Source organism: Pseudomonas batumici, from assembly GCF_036585405.1.
GTDB lineage: Bacteria > Pseudomonadota > Gammaproteobacteria > Pseudomonadales > Pseudomonadaceae > Aquipseudomonas > Aquipseudomonas batumici.
In genome coordinates, this window is sequence record NZ_CP144470.1 from 6,308,099 (window position 1) to 6,326,243 (window position 18,145).

General features: G+C 60.0%; 19 protein-coding genes and 1 pseudogene. 6 read left to right on the top strand and 14 right to left on the bottom strand.

All coding sequences use genetic code 11. From position 1 onward, the window contains the following. Positions 1–8: 8 nt before the first annotated feature. Positions 9–677: a DJ-1/PfpI family protein gene (locus NUH87_RS29000; protein WP_338523709.1), complete on the bottom strand. Its 669-nt coding sequence runs from the start codon at positions 675–677 to the stop codon at positions 9–11. A gap of 125 nt (positions 678–802) precedes the next feature. On the opposite strand from NUH87_RS29000, the gene NUH87_RS29005 reads away from it, so the two are divergent. After that, positions 803–1,357, top strand: coding sequence for a TetR/AcrR family transcriptional regulator (locus tag NUH87_RS29005; RefSeq protein WP_338523710.1), 555 nt, complete (start codon positions 803–805; stop codon positions 1,355–1,357). Positions 1,358–1,437: 80 nt separating this feature from the next. Here NUH87_RS29005 and NUH87_RS29010 read toward each other — a convergent pair whose 3' ends face one another. Genes NUH87_RS29010 through NUH87_RS29045 form a run of 8 tightly spaced genes read right to left on the bottom strand, consistent with a single transcriptional unit; the run spans position 1,438 to position 8,876 of the window. After that, a complete protein-coding gene (locus tag NUH87_RS29010) occupies positions 1,438–1,569 on the bottom strand; it encodes a hypothetical protein (protein ID WP_338523711.1) in 132 nt (43 codons plus the stop codon). Positions 1,570–1,595: 26 nt separating this feature from the next. Beyond that, the gene (argJ, locus tag NUH87_RS29015; protein WP_338523712.1) at positions 1,596–2,753 is read right to left on the bottom strand and encodes a bifunctional glutamate N-acetyltransferase/amino-acid acetyltransferase ArgJ; all 1,158 of its coding nucleotides are present in this window, start codon (positions 2,751–2,753) and stop codon (positions 1,596–1,598) included. Continuing rightward, on the bottom strand, positions 2,750–4,207 hold the full coding sequence (locus NUH87_RS29020) for a class I adenylate-forming enzyme family protein (RefSeq protein WP_338523713.1): 1,458 nt from the start codon (positions 4,205–4,207) through the stop codon (positions 2,750–2,752). Before NUH87_RS29020 ends, argJ begins: the two co-directional genes overlap by 4 nt. A gap of 19 nt (positions 4,208–4,226) precedes the next feature. Beyond that, positions 4,227–5,051 (bottom strand): GNAT family N-acetyltransferase, encoded by an 825-nt coding sequence (locus NUH87_RS29025; RefSeq protein WP_338523714.1) that lies wholly within the window; start codon positions 5,049–5,051, stop codon positions 4,227–4,229. 24 nt (positions 5,052–5,075) lie between these two features. Continuing rightward, complete coding sequence (locus NUH87_RS29030) at positions 5,076–5,810, bottom strand: NRDE family protein (protein WP_338523715.1); 735 nt, start codon at positions 5,808–5,810, stop codon at positions 5,076–5,078. A gap of 2 nt (positions 5,811–5,812) precedes the next feature. Then, positions 5,813–6,667, bottom strand: coding sequence for a TauD/TfdA family dioxygenase (locus NUH87_RS29035; RefSeq protein ID WP_338523716.1), 855 nt, complete (start codon positions 6,665–6,667; stop codon positions 5,813–5,815). Between the two features lie 11 nt (positions 6,668–6,678). Further along, the gene (locus tag NUH87_RS29040) at positions 6,679–8,067 is read right to left on the bottom strand and encodes an asparagine synthase C-terminal domain-containing protein (RefSeq protein WP_338523717.1); all 1,389 of its coding nucleotides are present in this window, start codon (positions 8,065–8,067) and stop codon (positions 6,679–6,681) included. Continuing rightward, the gene (locus NUH87_RS29045) at positions 8,064–8,876 is read right to left on the bottom strand and encodes an enoyl-CoA hydratase/isomerase family protein (RefSeq protein WP_338523718.1); all 813 of its coding nucleotides are present in this window, start codon (positions 8,874–8,876) and stop codon (positions 8,064–8,066) included. The genes NUH87_RS29040 and NUH87_RS29045 overlap by 4 nt, the downstream gene beginning before the upstream one ends. Positions 8,877–9,095: 219 nt before the next feature. Here NUH87_RS29045 and gntB point away from each other — a divergent pair, with 219 nt between their 5' ends. From gntB to NUH87_RS29060, 3 genes are all read left to right on the top strand, one after another. Further along, entirely contained in the window at positions 9,096–10,070 is a 975-nt protein-coding gene (gene gntB, locus NUH87_RS29050) for a guanitoxin biosynthesis L-arginine gamma (S) hydroxylase (RefSeq protein ID WP_338523719.1), read from the top strand. After that, complete coding sequence (locus NUH87_RS29055; protein WP_338523720.1) at positions 10,060–10,959, top strand: DMT family transporter; 900 nt, start codon at positions 10,060–10,062, stop codon at positions 10,957–10,959. Before gntB ends, NUH87_RS29055 begins: the two co-directional genes overlap by 11 nt. A gap of 142 nt (positions 10,960–11,101) precedes the next feature. Further along, positions 11,102–11,818: a LuxR family transcriptional regulator gene (locus tag NUH87_RS29060; protein WP_338523721.1), complete on the top strand. Its 717-nt coding sequence runs from the start codon at positions 11,102–11,104 to the stop codon at positions 11,816–11,818. 15 nt (positions 11,819–11,833) lie between these two features. Here the strand turns inward: NUH87_RS29060 and NUH87_RS29065 are convergent, their stop codons facing one another. Continuing rightward, positions 11,834–12,052, bottom strand: a complete 219-nt coding sequence (locus NUH87_RS29065) for a hypothetical protein (RefSeq protein WP_338523722.1) — start codon at positions 12,050–12,052, stop codon at positions 11,834–11,836. A gap of 134 nt (positions 12,053–12,186) precedes the next feature. Here NUH87_RS29065 and NUH87_RS29070 point away from each other — a divergent pair, with 134 nt between their 5' ends. Beyond that, complete coding sequence (locus tag NUH87_RS29070) at positions 12,187–12,864, top strand: acyl-homoserine-lactone synthase (RefSeq protein WP_338523723.1); 678 nt, start codon at positions 12,187–12,189, stop codon at positions 12,862–12,864. A 207-nt stretch (positions 12,865–13,071) separates the two neighbouring features. Here NUH87_RS29070 and NUH87_RS29075 read toward each other — a convergent pair whose 3' ends face one another. Then, positions 13,072–13,824: a carbonic anhydrase gene (locus NUH87_RS29075; protein WP_338523724.1), complete on the bottom strand. Its 753-nt coding sequence runs from the start codon at positions 13,822–13,824 to the stop codon at positions 13,072–13,074. Positions 13,825–14,129: 305 nt separating this feature from the next. After that, a complete protein-coding gene (locus NUH87_RS29080) occupies positions 14,130–14,783 on the bottom strand; it encodes a hypothetical protein (RefSeq protein ID WP_338523725.1) in 654 nt (217 codons plus the stop codon). 588 nt (positions 14,784–15,371) lie between these two features. Between NUH87_RS29080 and NUH87_RS29085 the strand changes: the two genes are divergently transcribed. Continuing rightward, positions 15,372–16,160: a class I SAM-dependent methyltransferase gene (locus tag NUH87_RS29085; RefSeq protein ID WP_338523726.1), complete on the top strand. Its 789-nt coding sequence runs from the start codon at positions 15,372–15,374 to the stop codon at positions 16,158–16,160. A 235-nt stretch (positions 16,161–16,395) separates the two neighbouring features. Here NUH87_RS29085 and NUH87_RS29090 read toward each other — a convergent pair whose 3' ends face one another. Together NUH87_RS29090 and NUH87_RS29095 are read right to left on the bottom strand one after the other, a co-directional pair. Further along, positions 16,396–16,638, bottom strand: a complete 243-nt coding sequence (locus NUH87_RS29090; protein WP_338523727.1) for a hypothetical protein — start codon at positions 16,636–16,638, stop codon at positions 16,396–16,398. 108 nt (positions 16,639–16,746) lie between these two features. Continuing rightward, positions 16,747–17,459, bottom strand: a pseudogene (locus NUH87_RS29095) (enoyl-ACP reductase FabI). Positions 17,460–18,145: the final 686 nt, after the last annotated feature.

The following is an 18,145-nucleotide window of genomic DNA, read 5'->3' on the forward strand; positions in this document are numbered from 1 at the left end:
AGGTCTAACTACAAGTTAGACGACATGCCATGTCGCGTTTCTTGTTGCGATGGCTTGTCGTATAACGCTCCTTGTCGCCCTGTATTTCCTTGTCGGATACTGAGCCCGATCAAGGCATCATAGAGCTCTTGCTGCCCAGCTGGCAGAACAGGGAGCAACGTCGCACGGCGCTTGTCGACATCGAACCAGGATTCCACCAACCATCCCACCAGATAGAGCGCCGCAAGGCATCCGCCAGCGGTTGCAACGTTCCCCTGGCATACAAGAGGCTGGTCCACGGGCTCAAGTCCCAGAGCTTGCAAGCTCGATCGTGCGTCCGGGTGTGTAGTGGCTTGGCCGCTGAGCAGCCCAAGCCGTTCGAGAATGAACGCTCCGGCGCATATGGAGCCGATTCGCTGGCGTCTGGAGTCAAGTTCAAACGACGGCAGGAAATCGGGGGCGGCAAGTGCAGCGGGTATCCCTTCCTTGCCACTGACGAACAATACCGCGTCGGCACTATTGGCCTCGGAAAGCGGACCGTGCACCGAAACAGGCAGGCCGTGCGCCGATCGCACGATAGCGCTGGAACCCACTATTCGGACGTGCCAGTCCTCAGTGTTGCGGCCTAGAATGTCCCACATCAGGAACAGGTCGATATCTGTGAATTGGTCGAAAGCAACCAGAACGATTTTCTTCAAGGCGAGCTCCATGAAAAGTGCTGGCGTGCAAAACGCAACGGCCATCTTTGCGGGTGTTCGCAGCGTATCAATCGGTTGCGCACCATACACAGTCTGTATGGCGCTAAATAGGGAGCGAAATACTGGTGAGAAAACTAACGCGTAACCATTGGATCGCGGCTGGTTTTGAAGCCCTCGACCAAATAGGGCATGTTGGCGTTTCGGCCGAGAGTCTATCGCGCCGATTGAATGTGACCCGCGGATCGTTCTATCACCATTTCCGCAATCGCGAAGACTTTGTCCGCACCTTGCTGGCCGCTTGGGAAGAAGACTACACGGAGCGCATGCTCGCTTATGCGGCGCAGGGTCGTAGCGCGGGCGAAACCTTGAAACGCTACTTGAGTATTGCCGCTGAGAAACAACCTGGGCGGGAAGTTTCCATCCGAGCCTGGTCGCTGCACGATCCGTTGGTAGCCGAGTTTCAGCAGCGTGTTGACACAAGACGACTGGACTTCGCGATACGGACGTGCCGCCGCTGGGTCCCTATGCCAGGCGAAGCAGAAGTGATGGGGCAGGTGGCCCATCTGTGCCTGATTGGTGGTCAACAGGCAGGGCTGCGGCGTGATGCCGCTCGCTTCAACCGTTTCCTGCATCGAGCCTTTTCACTTTTCGAAGGGGCTCTTCCACCGTGGCGGGCCTAAGTCATGAGCTAAATGGGGTAACCCAGAAGCGCGATCAACAAAACGGGAAGCCAGGCTTCCCGTTCTTCCGCAGGGCGTTGTCAGCCGCTGATGCTGACCGCCTGCTCATCCAGCACCGAGCCCATCTTCAGCTGTTCCAGCTCAGTCAGGTGCACCACCCCCATCACCACCTTGCGGTTTGCACCCTGGTCTGGCGGACCTGAAAAAGGCATTCTCAGCAGCTCCGCCATAAAAAGCCTCAGGTCGTGTAGTCAGCGTTGATCCGGATATAGCCTTCAGAAAGGTCACAACCATAGACGGTGAACTGCCCCCGGTCGATGTTCAGATTCACCGAGATCAGCACTTCCTTTCCGCGCAGGTAGCTTTGGACCTCCTTCAACCCAGCCTCGTCCAGTTGGCGCGGATAGGCCTCGGTCTCGCCAAAGACGATGTGTACGTTGTTCGGGTCGATGTCCTGCTCCGCCTCGCACTTGCCGATCGCCATGGCAACGCGTCCCCAGTTCGGGTCTGCGCCATGTACGGCCGTCTTGACCAATGGCGAGTTGACGATGGCCTTGGCTACACGCTTGGCTTGCGCATCATCACGTGCCCCCGTGACCTGCACCTCTAGCGCCTTGCTCGCACCTTCACCATCCGAGGCGATCATCCGCACCAGTCCCAGGGCGATGTCGTAAAGTGCCTGTTCGAAAGCAACCAGGTCCACGTCGCCAGCCAGTCCGTTGGCCAGGATCGCTGCTGAGTCGCTGGTGGAGGTGTCGGTATCGATGCTCAGGGCATTGAAGGTCTTGTCGATCACCCTGCGAAACAGTGCATCCAATACGTCGGGCGCAATCTTGGCGTCGGTGAAGAAGAAGGTCAGCAGGGTCGCCATGTTCGGTTCAATCATCCCCACGCCCTTGGCGATGCCCACCAGACTCGCGTTGCCGACCTTACGGGCAGCGTGCTTGGCGTGGGTGTCGGTGGTCATGATCGCCGCCGCGCAGCGCTGGAAGTCGGCGGGTTGCAGGGCCGGTACGTCGCCCAGGAACGCGCGGATTTTTTCCATCGGATACTGGCGACCGATCACGCCAGTAGAGGCGATGATGAGGTCCTGCGGGTCGACTTCCACCGCCCGGGCCAACCCCATGCGCACTTCCTGGGCATTGGCCAGGCCCTCTGGGCCGGTGGCGACATTGGCGTTTCGCGCGATGACCATCAGGCCCCGTGCGGTATCACGCTTGGCGACCTCGCGGGACAAGGTCACGCTCGGGCCGGCGAAGCGTGATTGGGTGAATACGGCACTGACGCTGGCCGGCACTTCGGAGATGACGGCCATGAAATCGTCGCGGCTGTCCTTGATACCCAGGTTAGCGATAATGCTGCGGAAGCCTTTCGGCTGGATGTGCGTGTTGCTCATGTCAGGTCCTTCAGAAGAGTGAATGATTCCTTGTCGGCATGCTGCTCGCCGAGCTGCTGGCGCAGGCGCATGCGGTCCGGCTTGCCGGTCGGCGTTAACGGTATCCGTTCAAGCACCGCAGTGCGACCGACAATTCCCATGTTCTCCAGCAAACCGGCAAGCTCCGACTGCCAATCCCGGGCCGTGGCAATACCTGTCTGCACCACCACATGGGCGCGACGGCGATCCAACTCATCGACCAGTATGACCACCCGTTCGAACGTCATTGCCTGTGCGATACGCCCTTCGAGGACCGGGGCGAACTGCGTGCCATGTACGGTGAGTAATGCATCATTCGCCCGCCCCAGAGGCATCAGGCTGCCATCGGCCAGCTGCCTGGCGATATCCCCTGTTGCATAGGTGGCATCCTCTACCGGGTTGGCCGGCAGCGGAAAATAGCCAGAGCCCCGATGATTGGAGCGCGCGATGACTTCGCCGATCTCCGGCTGTGCGGGGTCGAGGATCGCCAGTCTCACCTCCACATCTCCTACCACGCGCATGCCACAGCCTATCTGCAGGCCTGGGGCGAAGTTGGCCAGGATCATTCCGAATTCCGTGGAGCCGTAGATTCGCTTGATATGCACGCCCAGGCAGAGCTCGGCTTCCAATACCACCAGGTCGTCCAGGTAGGCGCCTCCACAGAACGGGAAGGCCAGCGCCGGCAGACGGATTGCGCACCGTTGCGCGGCCTGCGCCAGTTCCAGGTACTGGGCCGGTAAAGCGCTCATCACGCTGATGCGCTGTTCGTGGAGCGTTCGCAAGTTGTCCTCGATCCGGGTGGCTTCGCCGAGGTAAAGCGTGGCGCCGGTCAGCAAGGCCGGGAACACGTGCAGGTCCACGGCATGACCGCCATCGAGGGTATGGATGTTCAGGTAGCGCGCGCTGGCGTCGAGCCCGGCACACTCGACCCAGTGCAGGATTTCCCGAAAGAGACGGTCCTGGCGCCATAAGGCGAGCTTTGGCGTGCCTGTGCTGCCGGAGGTTTCCTGCATGCGCATCAGCCCGGCTTGCTCTTCGTGGACGGGGGCCTCCAGGGTGACGTGGGACGGGTTGCACAGGGCGAAGCCTGGCACGTCGATCTCGGCCGGTACGATACCCGACGCGGTGATCAGCACGGCGGCGTCGACTTGGGACAGGCGCATCGCCCGATGCTCGACACTGCTTGCCAGGCTCACAGGGCAGTGCACCAGTCCGAGGCTGGCCATGGCGAACAAGAGCGCCACGTAGCCGGTGCTGTTGCCCAGTTGGGTTGCCACAACGTCTCCCTCACGCAGGCCGGTGCCGTGCAGGCGGGCGCGCAACTGGTCGATGTCCTGGAGCAACTCGCCGTAGGTGCGGGCGTTGCCATGGCTGTCGATGACCGCCGGGTGGTCTCGATGCCGCGCAACCACGCTGAGGAATTGTCGCTGGAACATTCGTCGGTCTCCTTGATGGTCAGCCGAAATACAGCTTCAGGTGTTCGCCCACCACGCGAAAGCCGATCTCGCCCAGGCGATGGCGCAACGGGCCGCCGACGCAGGTAAATGTCAGCGGTCTGCGCTGGCGACGGTGGATGCCGGCGCACACCTCGCCCAGCAGCTTGTCCGAGACACCCCGCAACCGGTGCCGGGCCTCGACGAAAATGAAACCCAGTTGCTCGTGCTGCTCGTCCCGACTGGTCAGGGCGGTGCAGCCGCCGAGCTGCCCATCGACCTCGACCACATGCAGTGCCTGGGTCCGGGTGAGTTGGCGAACAGTTTGCGTGGCCTGTTCGCGGCTGGAGACCAGCGTTACGCCGGAGTCCTTTTCCATCTGGATCCGGTAGTCGACCAGAGTGGCCTCGTCCTCGGGCCTGGCCAGGCGCGTGGTGAGCGCCGGCGCCGACGCGACCGGGAATGCATCGAACTGCTTGAGCAGTACCTCGTCGCGACGGCCGATCAGTGGCAGCCAGGCAGCTGGCCAGTGTTCGAGCAGCCGTTCCAGAGCGGCCTTGGGGCCGATGGCCATCTGGGGGCTGGCATGGCCTTCTGCAATGTGCGCCAGCAACGCGCCCGGTTCGCCGACGACGAGGATCACCGGTACGGCAAACGGCGGCAGGCTCGGTAGCAGGGCGACGGCGCCGAGCAACCGCCCTGCATCCTGGTGCACGAACACCTGCAGGCCCTCGGTGCGATTGTTCAATGCGCCGACGAGGAACAGCTGGGCATCGGCATCGTCCGACTGGCGGATGAAGGCCAGCAACTGGGGGTAGTTATCCGGCGCAATGGGTTGAATATTCAAGGCATCATTCTCGTTCTGATGGGATTAGGTGAGCGTCACGTTGCGCCAGCTGGCCGGTTCCAGTGGAGAGGCACTGAAATCCAGCCGCGCCTGCCGTACGCCCAGTGCAAGGCAGGCGGCTGATTGGGAGGACCAGGGACCGCCTTCGACGTCACGCCGCCACAGCAGCGCATCTGCTGCGCTGCTGTACTTGCCATCGCCAGCCAGAAGCTGCAGCCACTGGCCCCAGGCGTGTGCAGGGGAGGCCGTCGTCGTTGGCTGGGGCAGGGGGCTTGCGGCGAACCGGGGCAGGTGCCGTGCCAGGCGCGGGTGATCCTCGCCGATGCCGCGATAGCACAGGCCATGGATGCCCTTCTCCAGGCGCACCGAACGCAGCGACCGGGTATCCCACTGATGAAGTGTCAAGCCACTGGCATCGGCCTGCCCCAGGATGAAGCCGTTGTATCGACGCAGGCTCTCGGCGTCCCAGCGTCGCTCGGGCATCTGTAGTGCGATCAACGGCAGTTCGCCACGGCTGCGGGTATCACTGCCTGCCTGCTCAGGGCGATTGACCAGGAAACTGGCGCGGTGCCGGTGAGTGTCCAGCGCCAGCCAGGTACCGCCGGACAACAGGTCCAGGCCGCCGATCACCTTTGGATAGTGCTCAGGCCAGTGCGCGGCGGGGGCCTGCCATGGGCGCTCTACTGATTCGTCGCGCACCGTCGCCAGCAGCACCGGCCACTGCGGCGAAAGCCCGACGGCGGCAATGATTGTGCACACCCTCAGGCACTCCCCAGCGCAGCGCCTGGCGCCGAGGCGACGGCCTCGAACGTCACCTGGCCGCGCAGCAGCTTGCGGCAGGTATTGGGCAGGAGCCCGCGACGCCCATGCAGGGTGCGTTGGTTATCGATGATCAACAGGTCGCCCTTGCGCCAGCGATGGCAGTACAGGTACTGATCGGCCATCAGGTGCTGTTCCAGCGCCGCGAACCAGGCGGCTGATGCTGCCTCGCTCAGCCCTGGCACGCGTACGTCCCAACTGGCCTTGGCCTGGCCGTCGAAGGGCAGGGCAAGATTGAGCGAGCGCACGCGACCGTAGTCGCGGAAGGTGGAAATCGGGTACCAGCCTTCGGGCACGGTTGTAAAGTAGCCGCGCTCGAAGGCCAGGTACTCGAGCCGGCCGTCCAGCAGTGGCTGGTGCAGCGATTCGGGCATGTCCTTCAAGGCCGCGAGCTGGTCGCACACCACCGTCGCGCCGTCCTCGTCGATGTCCTTGACGTCCTCGGCATACAGGATGATCAGGTCGACCTGGGTGCCGAGCAGGATGCCATCAGTATGCAACGGCAAGCTGCCGCGACCGGTGATGACCTTTTCCTTGTCGTGGCTGCCGTCGAGCTTGAGGATGTCGGTAAAACCGTAGCCGACCTTGGCGTTGTCTTCAGCGTAGGACACCTTGTCGCCCAGGCTTTCGACGAACTGTCGAAAGCTGCTTTCGTCAAGCTGGACGTTCTGCAGCAATGTCACGCCATGGTCGAGCACGGCCTGGCGAACGGCGGCCAGCGGCGTTTCGTCCGGCAAATGGACGCCCAGGCCCGAGGCGGTCAGGGCCCGGCCACGCGGGAAAACGGATGAGTTCATGGGCGGTTCCTTCAGCGACGGTGAGCGATTGATTGCAGGGATCGGTCAAGCACTTCTTCGGCGCCCAGGGGCGCCAGCGGGGCACGCACGGCCTGGTCCAGCTGGGTCGCCAGGATCTGCCGGTACAGGGGCGCCGCGCTGCCGCTCTGGCCGGTGGTGGCGTCGATCAACTGCGCCAGCGCGGTACCCAGTCCGTTGCCATGATGGATGGCGGTTTTCTTGCGCCAGGCGGCCTCCGCCGGCAGCCATTGTTCGGCGGCCAGGCGCAGATGGCCCTTTTCGCGGCCGCGGGTGGTCTTGACCGACGGGCAAGTGTCCAATGCCGTACGCAATACCGGTAGGTCCCAGTAGGGATGGACCAGTTGGCTGCCACAGGCCTGGGCGGCGACGCTGGTGAGTTCGCTTGAGTAGCGGGTCTTGTTGACCTCGATGGCGATGCTGCTGCGTATGTCTTCGGCAAGACCGTCACCGGTGGCCAGGCCGGAGTTGATCAGGTCCGAGCCATAGCCGGTGAAAATCAGTCGAGGATCTTCCAATTGCCTGCAGAACGCGGTGATCGCTACCCCGATCTCCACGGATTGCGGCTGTGCATGGGCAAAGGCACGGATGGTCTGTGGCAGCGCCAGCAAGATCGATTGCGGGTCGAGTTCGACACGGTTCAGCGGGCGCCCGAGTGCGTCGGCCAGTTGCTGGGCATCATCGAACTCGTTGCCCCAGGGCGTGCCGATGCTGAAGGCTTCGAAGCTCGGACATTGCGCCGCGAGCAGGGCGGCGACCAGCCCGGAATCGACGCCGCCGGAGACCAGTGCGGCGACCTTGGCGGGCCGTTGCAGATGGCCGGCGATGCTCTGTTGCAAAGCACGGATCTGAGCCTGCCCGGCGAACAGGGCGTCGTCGTAGCGAGCGCTCTGCATGGCCAGGTTGTCGTGCATTTCGCTACGTTCGATGCGCGCCTGGTTGCCGTGGAGGACGACCTCCAGGCGGCTGCTGTGCGGTAGTCGGTCGATGCCCTGGATGCTTGAGCGACCATCCAGGCGTACGCCCGCTTCCTCGCGCACGGCCAGCTGACAATCGGTCAGGCGCACCCAGGCGCTGGCGGCGATGAGCAGGTCGGTCGACAGGACGAAGTTTCCGTGATCATCGGCGCTCCAGTACAGCGGGGTCATGTTGCGGCTACTGGTGGTCACGGTCAGCTGGGCACCCTGCATATCGATCAGGTTGTCACCCCCCACGCTCCAGCGCGTGCAAGGGCGGCCCTGCGCATCGGCCCTGGTGGCGGAAGCGGGCATTGGCCAAGCCGAGGCATAGGTTTGGAAGGCTGACGCGGTCGATGGCAGGCGGGCGTCTTCGAAGTGTTCGAGGGGACGGCTGGAGAGTAGCAACCAGGGGTGTACGGTCACGAGATCGCCCCCACGCTCGGTTGCGCGCTGGAGCGGTTCAACACCGCCTTCATCCGTCCTTGCGCTTCACCGGCGGCGAAGGCCGCGCGGTGCGCCTGCTTGCCGGCGATGCGGGTTTGCTCCAGGCCAGCGATAAAGTCCCGGTTGAGGTAGGCCTTGGTATTACGAAACGCTGCATCGGTGAACGCGGCGGCACGGTGGGCCTGCTCCAGGGCTCGGGCGCGCAGTTGCCCTGCATCGGCTACGGCATGCAGGAGCCCGTCGGCCATGGCGCGTTGCGCAGGCCAAGCGTCGCAGGACATCAGCATGTGCTGCATCAGGCTGCGACCGATGATCTTCTCGAGCATGAAGCCGCCGAAGGTGCAGGCAATGCCCAATTCGAACTCGGGCATCTTTAGCACGCAACGATCGCTGCCGATTCGGTAGTCAGCGGTCAGGGCTATTTGCAGGCCGATGCCGATGGCATAGCCGTCGATGGCGGCAATCAATGGACGGTTCAGTTGCAGGGCGGCGATGTACAGGTCGGTGACGTGATCGATCCACACGTCGACCTCGTTGCCACCGGTGAAAGTCGAGGTCTCGTGGAAGCTGCCTCCGGCGCCGAACGAGCGGCCCTCGCCACTGTGCAACAACACTGCACCCACCGCGTCATCCGCGTTCAGTTGCCTCAGCAGACGGGTCAGTTGGGCCATTCGCGGCATCGACCACAGGTTGTGCCGGTGCGAGTCGGTGAAGGCTACCAGCGCGACACTACCCTCGAAGGTAATGTCGAAATCGTAAGTGGCGTAATCGTTTTCAAAACCTGGCATCGATAAATTCCCGTGACGTCCTTGTGCGCAGTGGTGCTGCCGTGCCTGACGCAGGCCGGTAACGCCCACGTTAATAGGCAGGCGCACGGTCTGGTACCTCCCGGAATAGGGAGGTTGTGGCCGTCCTGGTAACTCATTAGTTTCCGTGGTCGCTCGAATTCCTGCCGCATGCAGTACGCACGGCTAAAAAGTTTCCATGGTTAATCAACAGGACTATTGATGTTACCCAGACACCGGTTCTCGAAAGAGATAAAGGACCAAATCAAGAAGTTGTACCGGTACGACAATTACCACGGCCCCTTTGCGTTGCTGCAGAACTTGTTCTGGATCAGCCTGGCGATCTACCTGGGCGAGTCCAGCCCTTGGCTGTTGCCGCTGGCGATCCTGCTGATTGGCTCGCGGCAACGAGCACTGGCCACGCTGCTGCATGAAGCGGCTCATGGCGCGCTGTGCCGCAGCAGACGACTGGAGAAATTCCTCGGTACATGGTGTTCCGGCTTCCTGATATTCCAGGCCTGGGCCAGCTACAAGCGCTCCCATACCCTGGATCACCATCACAAGCTGGGTGATCCGAATCACGACCCCGACTACCAGTACTATCGGCAATCCGGGGTATTCGAAACGCGTTCGACGTTCAGGTTCGCGCTCGCGCATTTGATAAAGCCGATGTTGTTCATAAGCGCGCCGGAGAGCTTGAGGTATCTGCTGGTCAATCGGCTGGTTCGCAGCCCCAGCAAGGGCGAGCTGTTTTCAGTGCTGACCTGTCAGTGTCTGCTCGCGTTGTGCCTGACGCTGGTCCTCGGCGCCAAAGGCTACCTGCTTTATTGGCTGTTACCGTATCTGACCACCTTCCAGGCGTTGACCTGGTTCATCGAGCTGGCCGAGCATTATCCGATGATCGTCAAGGCCAAAACCGATCTGCAGGCCACCCGCAATCGCTTCAGCCATCCGCTCGAACACTTCTTCACGGCGATGCACGGAGAGAACTTCCACCTGATCCACCATCTCTTTCCCGCCATTCCGTACTGGAACCTCAAGAAGGCCCACAGGATTCTGCTGGGCGATCCGGTTTATGCCACAATCAATGCCGGGTTTGGCGGGATCTTTGTATCCTCGAACTTTGCGCCGTCGATGTGGGCCGGCATTCTATCTAACGACAAAGTAGCGACAGGGACCGTCATCAATGCAATCTAGTTTCAGCAAAGGCGTCATGTTTGCACTCTCCGCCGCGGCACTGAACGCAACGATCGGTGTGCTTAGCAAAGTACTCATGAGTAATGGCTTCACTGCCAGCAGTGTGGCCGTCATCAAGACCCTGCTGGGTTGCATGCTACTTTCGATCCTATTGCTTTTCCTCAAGCGCCCGGCATCTACGGCCAAATGGACTCAGGCGGCAATCTGCGCCTTCCTTGGCATCTTCGTGCTGTTTCACTTCGAAACGTCTGCCTATCGGCATTACGCTGCGGCAGGTGTAGTGGTGGTGCTGATGGCCAGTGCCTCGATTTCCTCGATCATCCTGGGGCGCATTTTCCTCAAGGATGCCATCACCGCGAACGCGACCGTGGGCGCCGCACTGGCCATCGCCGGGATCGCGGTGATCTTTGGCGCCGACCTGCAACAGGGCTTTACCCTGCAAGGCGCTGCGCTTGCCTCCATGGCCGGCTGCGGCTATGGGGCCTTTTCGGTTGCCATGAAGCAGATGGGCGTGTCCGGGGGGCTGCACTTCACCCGACAATTGCTGTTTTTTGGCAGCCTGTACCTGCTGATGCCGGCTGCGGCCGATGGTTTCGTGATCGGCGAGCTGTCGCCATTGGCGATCGCCGCACTGCTGGCGCTGGCTGCGCTGCCGACCATTCTCGGCTTCTTTTGCACCACCAAGGCCATCGAGCATCTTAAACCATCCCAAGTGCAGGCGCTGGAACTGACCGAGCCGCTGTTCGCCGCGCTGCTGGCGTTTGTGGTGCTCCATGAAGTACCGCGCGAAAGCCTGTTCGTCGGGGCGGCACTGATTATTGTCGGGCTGTGTTTCTCCAATGAGCTGATCCGTTTGGGCAGTAAAGCCCCGGTCCCGACGACTGAGTGAGCGATTGTCGGGTCCTTTGCAGGCATATTGACTTCAACGCTCCCCGTCACTACCTTACCGCCCCATTTTAATGACGGGGCTCGATTTCCCTCGTGCTATCTCAGGATGAGAGCACCGTCGAACGGTGTGACCATGGAAGGGAATGACCATGCTGGTAATGGATGATCTGGTACAACTCGGTAAGACGGAGCGCTTCGAGGACTGGCTGGGGAACCTGAAGACACTGACGTGTAGACTGGGTTACTCGAATTTCCTGTTGGGCGTAAAGCCTGGTCCTGGTGCGCCCAACCAGCAGGTAGTGATTCAAAGCAACTACCCGGTTACCTGGCGCAATCATTACGACAGCCAGGCCTATGCCGCGATTGACCCGATCGTGCATCACTGCCTCAACTCTAACCTGCCATTGCTCTGGAACCGGGAGAACTACCGTCAGCCCGCGGAATTGGCGTTCTTCGAAGAAGCCGCGATGCACGGGCTCCAGTTGGGGCTGGCATTGCCCGTGCACGGCCCGCGAGGCGAGGCGGGTATGTTTTGCCTCAAGCCCTACGAGCGGGGGCCCCGCTCTGTCTCCGCCATCATTCACTCCCTGCCCATGGCGACATTGCTGCGCGATTACGTGATTGAGCGGTTGCTCAGGGGGCAGCCTGAAAACCACGCGGTGGTGCACCTGACGAGTCGGGAAAAAGAGGTGTTGCAGTGGAGCGCGGCGGGCAAGACGAGTTGGGAAATCGCGACGATACTGTCCAGCACAACCTCGGCGATCGACTTCCATTTCAAAAATATACGCCGCAAGTTTCAGGTGAGCTCGCGTCAGATGGCGGTGCTCAAGGCCATCCAGCAGAAATTGATCACGCCTTGAGTCTCACTGCCTGCGCTAGGCGAGGTCACTTTCCTGCAGGCGCCCGCTCAGGTACAAGCGCAGCAGGATGTAGACGGGGGCGGGTACCAGGCTGGTGCATTCAATACGGCTGGCACAGGCCTGGCTGATGCCGAACCTTGACCAGAATTCGGTCTGACTTTGCTTCAGGTTCAGGCGCAGGTTGATGGCTTGGCGTGCCACCTCGCGCGCGGGCGAGGTATCAATTAGTTTCATCTGGGTAAATCCTTTAAAAGCTGAAACCTAGCAAATTCGGCAGCCCCGAACCACCTCCCTAATCTGGGAGGGTCTCACTTATTCATTGTGAATATATCCTGTTCGGCAAATTTAAAGTTGCTGGTATCTTCTCTATGTTTATTTCTATTGATCGCCGTCATAAATTCAACCCTAAAGAGTTGGATGGCATGCACAAGCTTCGGGCGCGTATCTTCAAGCAGAAGAAAATGTGGGATATACCACTTATCAATGGTATGGAAATAGATGGGTATGACGCGCTTGACCCTTATTATATGATTATCAACCGTAATGCAGAGTCTGCGTATGTCTGTGGTTGCTGGCGGATTCTTCCAACTACCGGGCCAAATATGTTGGCGCATACCTTTCCAGAGCTGTTGCATGGCCAACCAGCGCCTTGTTCCGATTCGATCTGGGAGCTGAGTCGTTTTGCCATCGAGATCCCTCAAGGCAACCGTTTCGGCTTCTCGCAGGGCACCACTCAGGCTATCCGTGCCATTGTGAACTTTGCCCTCGGGTGTGGGGTGGAGCAGTTCGTCACTGTCACTACGGTGGGTGTCGAAAAGATGCTGATCCGCCTGGGACTAGACATTAGCCGTTTCGGCCCGGCATTGCAGGTCGGTGTAGAGCGGGCGGTGGCGTTGCGTATCGAGCTCAATGGTCGGACGTCGGCTGCGCTGGAGCGGGCAGTGAGTGAAGCGGCGGATGCACCTGCGTGGCATCCGGCAGATTACGACGTTCCTCGATGGCTTGCCCACGGTACCTGCAATCTGCCTCAGGTAAATCCCGTGTAACTGACATTGTTTTATAACTTGTAATTCTAGGGTGGGAATATGAGTCCCCCGTAGCCCAATGGCCAGGCTACGGAGGAGGGCCCTTCAATCAGTCTTGTGGCTCAATCGACCAAGTCACCCATGGCGGTGGTATTGAAACCGCCATCCACGTACCCTGTGCCCTGCGGACGTTGCACCCCTATCGGTAAAGTGATCGCACCGCTTGATTCAGGCAATCATCTCAACCTTGCCGGAGGCAAGACGGTAGATGCCGCCCACGATTTTCAATGTGCCCTTGGCGAGCGCATCCGTCAGCAGTGGCGTCGCTTTTTTAAGTCTGTCGACCGAGAGCCTGACATTTTGCACCGTCGCGTTTTCCACTAAATCCCCAGGTTGATTGAGCACTTTCTCAACCGATGGCCTGAGTGCGTCCGCCAGTTTCGGTATCTGCCCTGGGAATACCGTATGATCTTTTACGGCTTTTATGCCGGCTTCGATGGCACCGCAACGCTCGTGCCCCAATACGAGAATGAGGGGAGCACCGAGTACCGCAACCCCATATTCAAGACTGGCGAGACCTTCTTCTGTCACGAAGTTTCCAGCGACGCGGACAGCGAAAAGGTCGCCTCGCGCGGTGTCAAAAGCATATTCGGGTGCTATTCGGGAGTCGGAGCAACTGAGCACAGCCACGAACGGATTCTGGCCGGAAACCAGTGCCTCGCGCTCAGCTTTGAAGTCATGTGTTTTAGAATTCCCAGTCACATACCGCTCATTTCCGTCGATCAGTCTTTGCAACGCTTGATCGGGGCTGATGACATTGTGTGGTTTAGGGGGGGACGATGTTTTTTCGGCGGCCAGGATCGCCCTGTTGGGCAGCAGACCCGCCAGTAGCAAGGCGCCAGCTCCTAGCCCGGCAGTACGAAGAAAACGACGACGATCATTGGTGTCTGGGGCGGCGGTTGAATCACATGATTTACACATGATTGGGTGTACTCAGGTCAATTCGGTTGGAATGACAGATGTTGGGGGGGTTAGTGTTTCAGGAACCGTCAACACTGGTGTACTGGAGTCTAGACGGCCTGTCTGCGTCGCCTGGGTTTTCTTTGGCCGTGACCGAGCGCTTTTGGCCGATTGTTGCCTGTCACGACCGGTTGAATCCACAACCCAAAGCTGCCCTCCGCGGGCGGCGGATATCGGCCAGGAGCGGCCAGTTTGCCCATCAAATGGAACTGTCCCCAACCTTTCACTCGGAAGTTCGTCGACAGCAGGACGTGCGCATGACCCGTTCAGTGGTTCAACTTGAACATATTGGCGTGAACGCAGGAGGGGACTGCATAGCTGGTCGTCAGATGGCTCTCCAGTTCCGTAGCTGCCGAGCCGAGGTTCGCCAATGTGTGAACGCCAGAATTGGGATCGAAGAAATAGAGTTCGCTACCGTCATAGGCAAGCGCCACAGAGTGGGACTTAGCGCTTTGCATGGCGATCAGGGCCGCGCCGTGCCTGCTGCGAACCAACAGCTCGATGGTGTGCGTCAGCAACTGGACGAAGCCTCCCTCGAAGAAGGAAGACAAGGTTCCAATCGACTTGCAACCCAGGGTCTGCGCCTCCTGTGAGTACAGGTTATGAAACTCCTGGATGGCCTTGCCCTGGTTGCGAATACCGGGAAGGTTGCCACCTCTGGGGTCGCTGATCGGCTGGCCGTCAATGCCGATTTCATAGGTGCCGGAATTTATGAGGCCATCACAGATCTGGTCCTGCAGAGCCATGATTCGCTCAACCTTCCGACCGATATTCCGCTGTTCCAACAGGTCGGCAAGTCCTTGTAACGGACCCAGGTCGAGCGCGCGCATGCAAAAATAAAAGGAAATGCCCTCGCAGGAGCCATCATGCCGTGCGTTGAAGTCATCTTGATTGCAACCCAAAATGAGGGTGATAGCCATAGCATGCTCCTTGCTTATTCTCGGTTTTCATAACCAGCTTCGACTGGCCGAGCCGGATATTCGAAGTGAGTCCTGTTCGAAGAACGACCGCTGAAAGGCATGCAACTGTGATCAGGCCCCTTTAAATCCCCCGTAGCAGGCGCCTGACGCTTCTAACCAATTGAAAAAAAGAAAAGCATTGGGCTCAGGGGTAAGCGGATGGCGTGCTACAACCGGAGTATAGCTGCTCCCCAATCGGCCGCTTTTGGCCGATTTCTGCCTGTCGCCACCGGTTGAATCCACAACCCAAAGCTGCCTTTCGCTGAAGGCGGCTAACGGCCAGAAGCAGGCCGTGGAAACCGCGCAGGTGATCCCGTAAGGTGCTATACATGGCACGAACCGCAAAACTCCCCCCGAGCCGTGCCGCTTTTTTGACTACCGGTATGAGATTGCAATGAACCTGTGACGCCCCATTGGACGCCTTGTCCGACCGTTCTCCCGTAAGCCTGTCCAGGGCCGACGGCGAGCGCCCGCGTCACTACCTGCCCACCGTTCTTGATGGGCGCGTCTCCGGCCTCGCTGTGCGGCCTCTTTGTCAAAGGAGTGCCCATGACAGAATCCATCGACATCCTCGCCTACAACACCGCTGCCTGGAATCACCAGGCCGCGAATGGCTGCGAGTGGTCACGTCCAGTCGATACCGCAGAGATCGCAGCCGCCCGCGCCGGTCAATTGAATGCCCGGCTGACGCCAGGTCCATTACCCTCCGGTTGGTTAGGTGACGTGCGCGACCTGCGCGTTCTCTGCCTCGCAGGAGGTGGCGGCCAGCAGGCCCCGCTGCTGGCCGCAGCGGGAGCGCAGGTCACGGTCTTCGACGCCTCCATCGGCCAACTCGCGCAAGACCGGGCCGTCGCCGACCGAGAAGGTCTGGCGCTGACCTGCATTGAGGGTGACATGCGTGACCTTGGCGTATTCGCTGACGCCAGCTTCGATATCATTTTTCATCCAATCTCGAATCTGTACGTGCCAAACGTGCTGCCGGTATGGCGCGAATGTGCGCGCGTGCTGATCACGGGCGGTCGCTTGCTGGCAAGCTTCTGGAACCCAGTGGTCTTCGTAGGTGACCGCGACCCAGTGCTGCGCGAGCAGGGACTGCTGCGGCCTGTCTGGCGCTTGCCCTACTCGGATTTAGTTAACTTGCCGCCCACAGCGATGGTGGCCAAACGTGAGCGCAACGAAGCGCTGGTCTTCGGGCACACGCTCGCTGACCAGATTGGCGGCCAGCTTGATGCCGGGCTCGTTCTGACCGGATTCCATGAAGACTGGCAGCCCCATCCGCGCTTCGTGATCGAGAACGTTTTGCCGACTTTCATAGCGACGCGTGCAGTGAAGGTGTGATCGTTGATATTCATCGCATTAGAGCAAGCCGTCGCGGGGCGGCACGGATAGTGAGTCCATGGCTTGAAGGGCAGCTATCGGTCGATTCTGTTGAAAAAGTCGGTCTCGGTTTTCACAACACCCAGGCGGGAGTCGGCCTACGGCAGTCAGCCAGCTTCAATCGAAGGCAGGCCCCCTTTTTACATCTCTTTGACCAAGGCGCTGGTGGATGATGCCGAGTCAGGGGTGATGCACTTCAGCCAACCTCCACAAACCGCCGCCTGGTCACGAACAGCCCCGCGCCCACCGGCACGGCAAAGACCGACATCAATCCCATGTCAAAGCCCAGCAATTGGGCCTGACTCAGTGCAACGCAACCGATTGCGCCAGCCACCACCAGCGTCACCCCTAGCCACTTGCGCAGCGGGTACGGCTTAAGAAACCGATCAAGTAGAAAGGCCAGCGCCATGGCGATGACCGTCTGAGTAATTTCGGACATGTGCAACCCCACTCAGGTCTGTTTCTGGCCGTGACGTTCAGCGAAAACGATACCTCCGTAGCCCAATGGCCAGGCTACGGAGGAGGGCGCTTCAATCAGTCTTGTGGGTCAATCGACCAAGTCACCCATGGCGGTGGTATTGAAACCGCCATCCACGTACAAAATCTCACCGCTAATACCCGATGCCAGATCGGAGCACAGGAAGGCGCCAGCGTTACCGACTTCCTCGATGGTCACATTGCGGCGCAGTGGGGTCTGGGCTTCGTTGGCGGCCAGCATCTTGCGGAAGTTCTTGATGCCAGAAGCGGCGAGGGTGCGAATCGGGCCTGCCGATACGGCATTGACGCGGGTGCCTTCCGGGCCAAGGCTGCTGGCCAGGTAGCGGACGCCGGCTTCCAGGCTGGCCTTGGCCATGCCCATGACGTTGTAGTTGGGCATGGTCCGTTCGGCGCCCAGATAGGACAGCGTTAGCAGGCTGCCATTGCGACCTTTCATCATGGGGCGCCCGGCTTTTGCCAGAGCCACAAAGCTGTATGCGCTGATATCGTGGGCAATGCGGAAACCGTCACGAGTGGTGGCTTCAGTGAAGTCGCCCTCGAGTTGGTCGCCAGGCGCGAAGCCCACGGAGTGGACGATGCAGTCCAGCCCATCCCATTGATGGCCCAGTTTCTCGAAGACCAGAGCGATGTCCTCATCGCTGGCCACGTCGCAGGGGAAGCACAATGCGGGGCTGGAACCCCACTCAGCCGCAAACTCTTCCACGCGGCCCTGAGCTTTTCGTTCTGGTAGGTGAAGGCAAGTTCGGCGCCTTCGCGATGCATGGCCGCCGCAATGCCCGAGGCGATGGACAGCTTGCTGGCGACACCGACGATCAGGACGCGCTTGCCTGTTAGAAATCCCATGTATTGCTCCTTTATGTCTAGCTTTCCATTGCCGTTGTCAGTCGCCTTCGAGAGGCTTTGAGCAACGGCATATTTTCAGACGCATGATGCACTCATGCCTCTGTTCGACCGCTGAAACTCCAGGAGGCAGCGTGCCGGTTTTCGTGTTCGGCTTATGGCCGCCCCAGTGATGCGGCCATGAAGCGAGAATGGGAGAAGTCGTAATACGACGAGGGGAATTGGCGCTGAGTTACATGCTAGGGTCCAATGGTCAGCGAAAGTTGGATTGGCCATCAGCGAGTAAGCCATATGAGATTCTTGACACGATGACTCTGAGTTTTAGCTACGTTTGGCTGTTGCCACTGCTTGAAAAGCCGTACGAGTCCGTAAAGCTCGACCTTTCTGCCGCCCTATCAGCTCTGGAAATTAAAAGGTCATTGCCAGCAGAGATCTCGCTGCGCGAGGTGCTTGTCACTGCGCTGGAGTCTGACTCTCAGTACTGGTCTCAGCTTGCGATCAAATGGTTGGACGAAGGGTTTCCTGTTGATCACAACCTATCCGAGCTATTGCTTCAGTGCTCATCTCGGAAAACGCTCTCGCAGTCCGTACGACACAAAGCTTTCGCT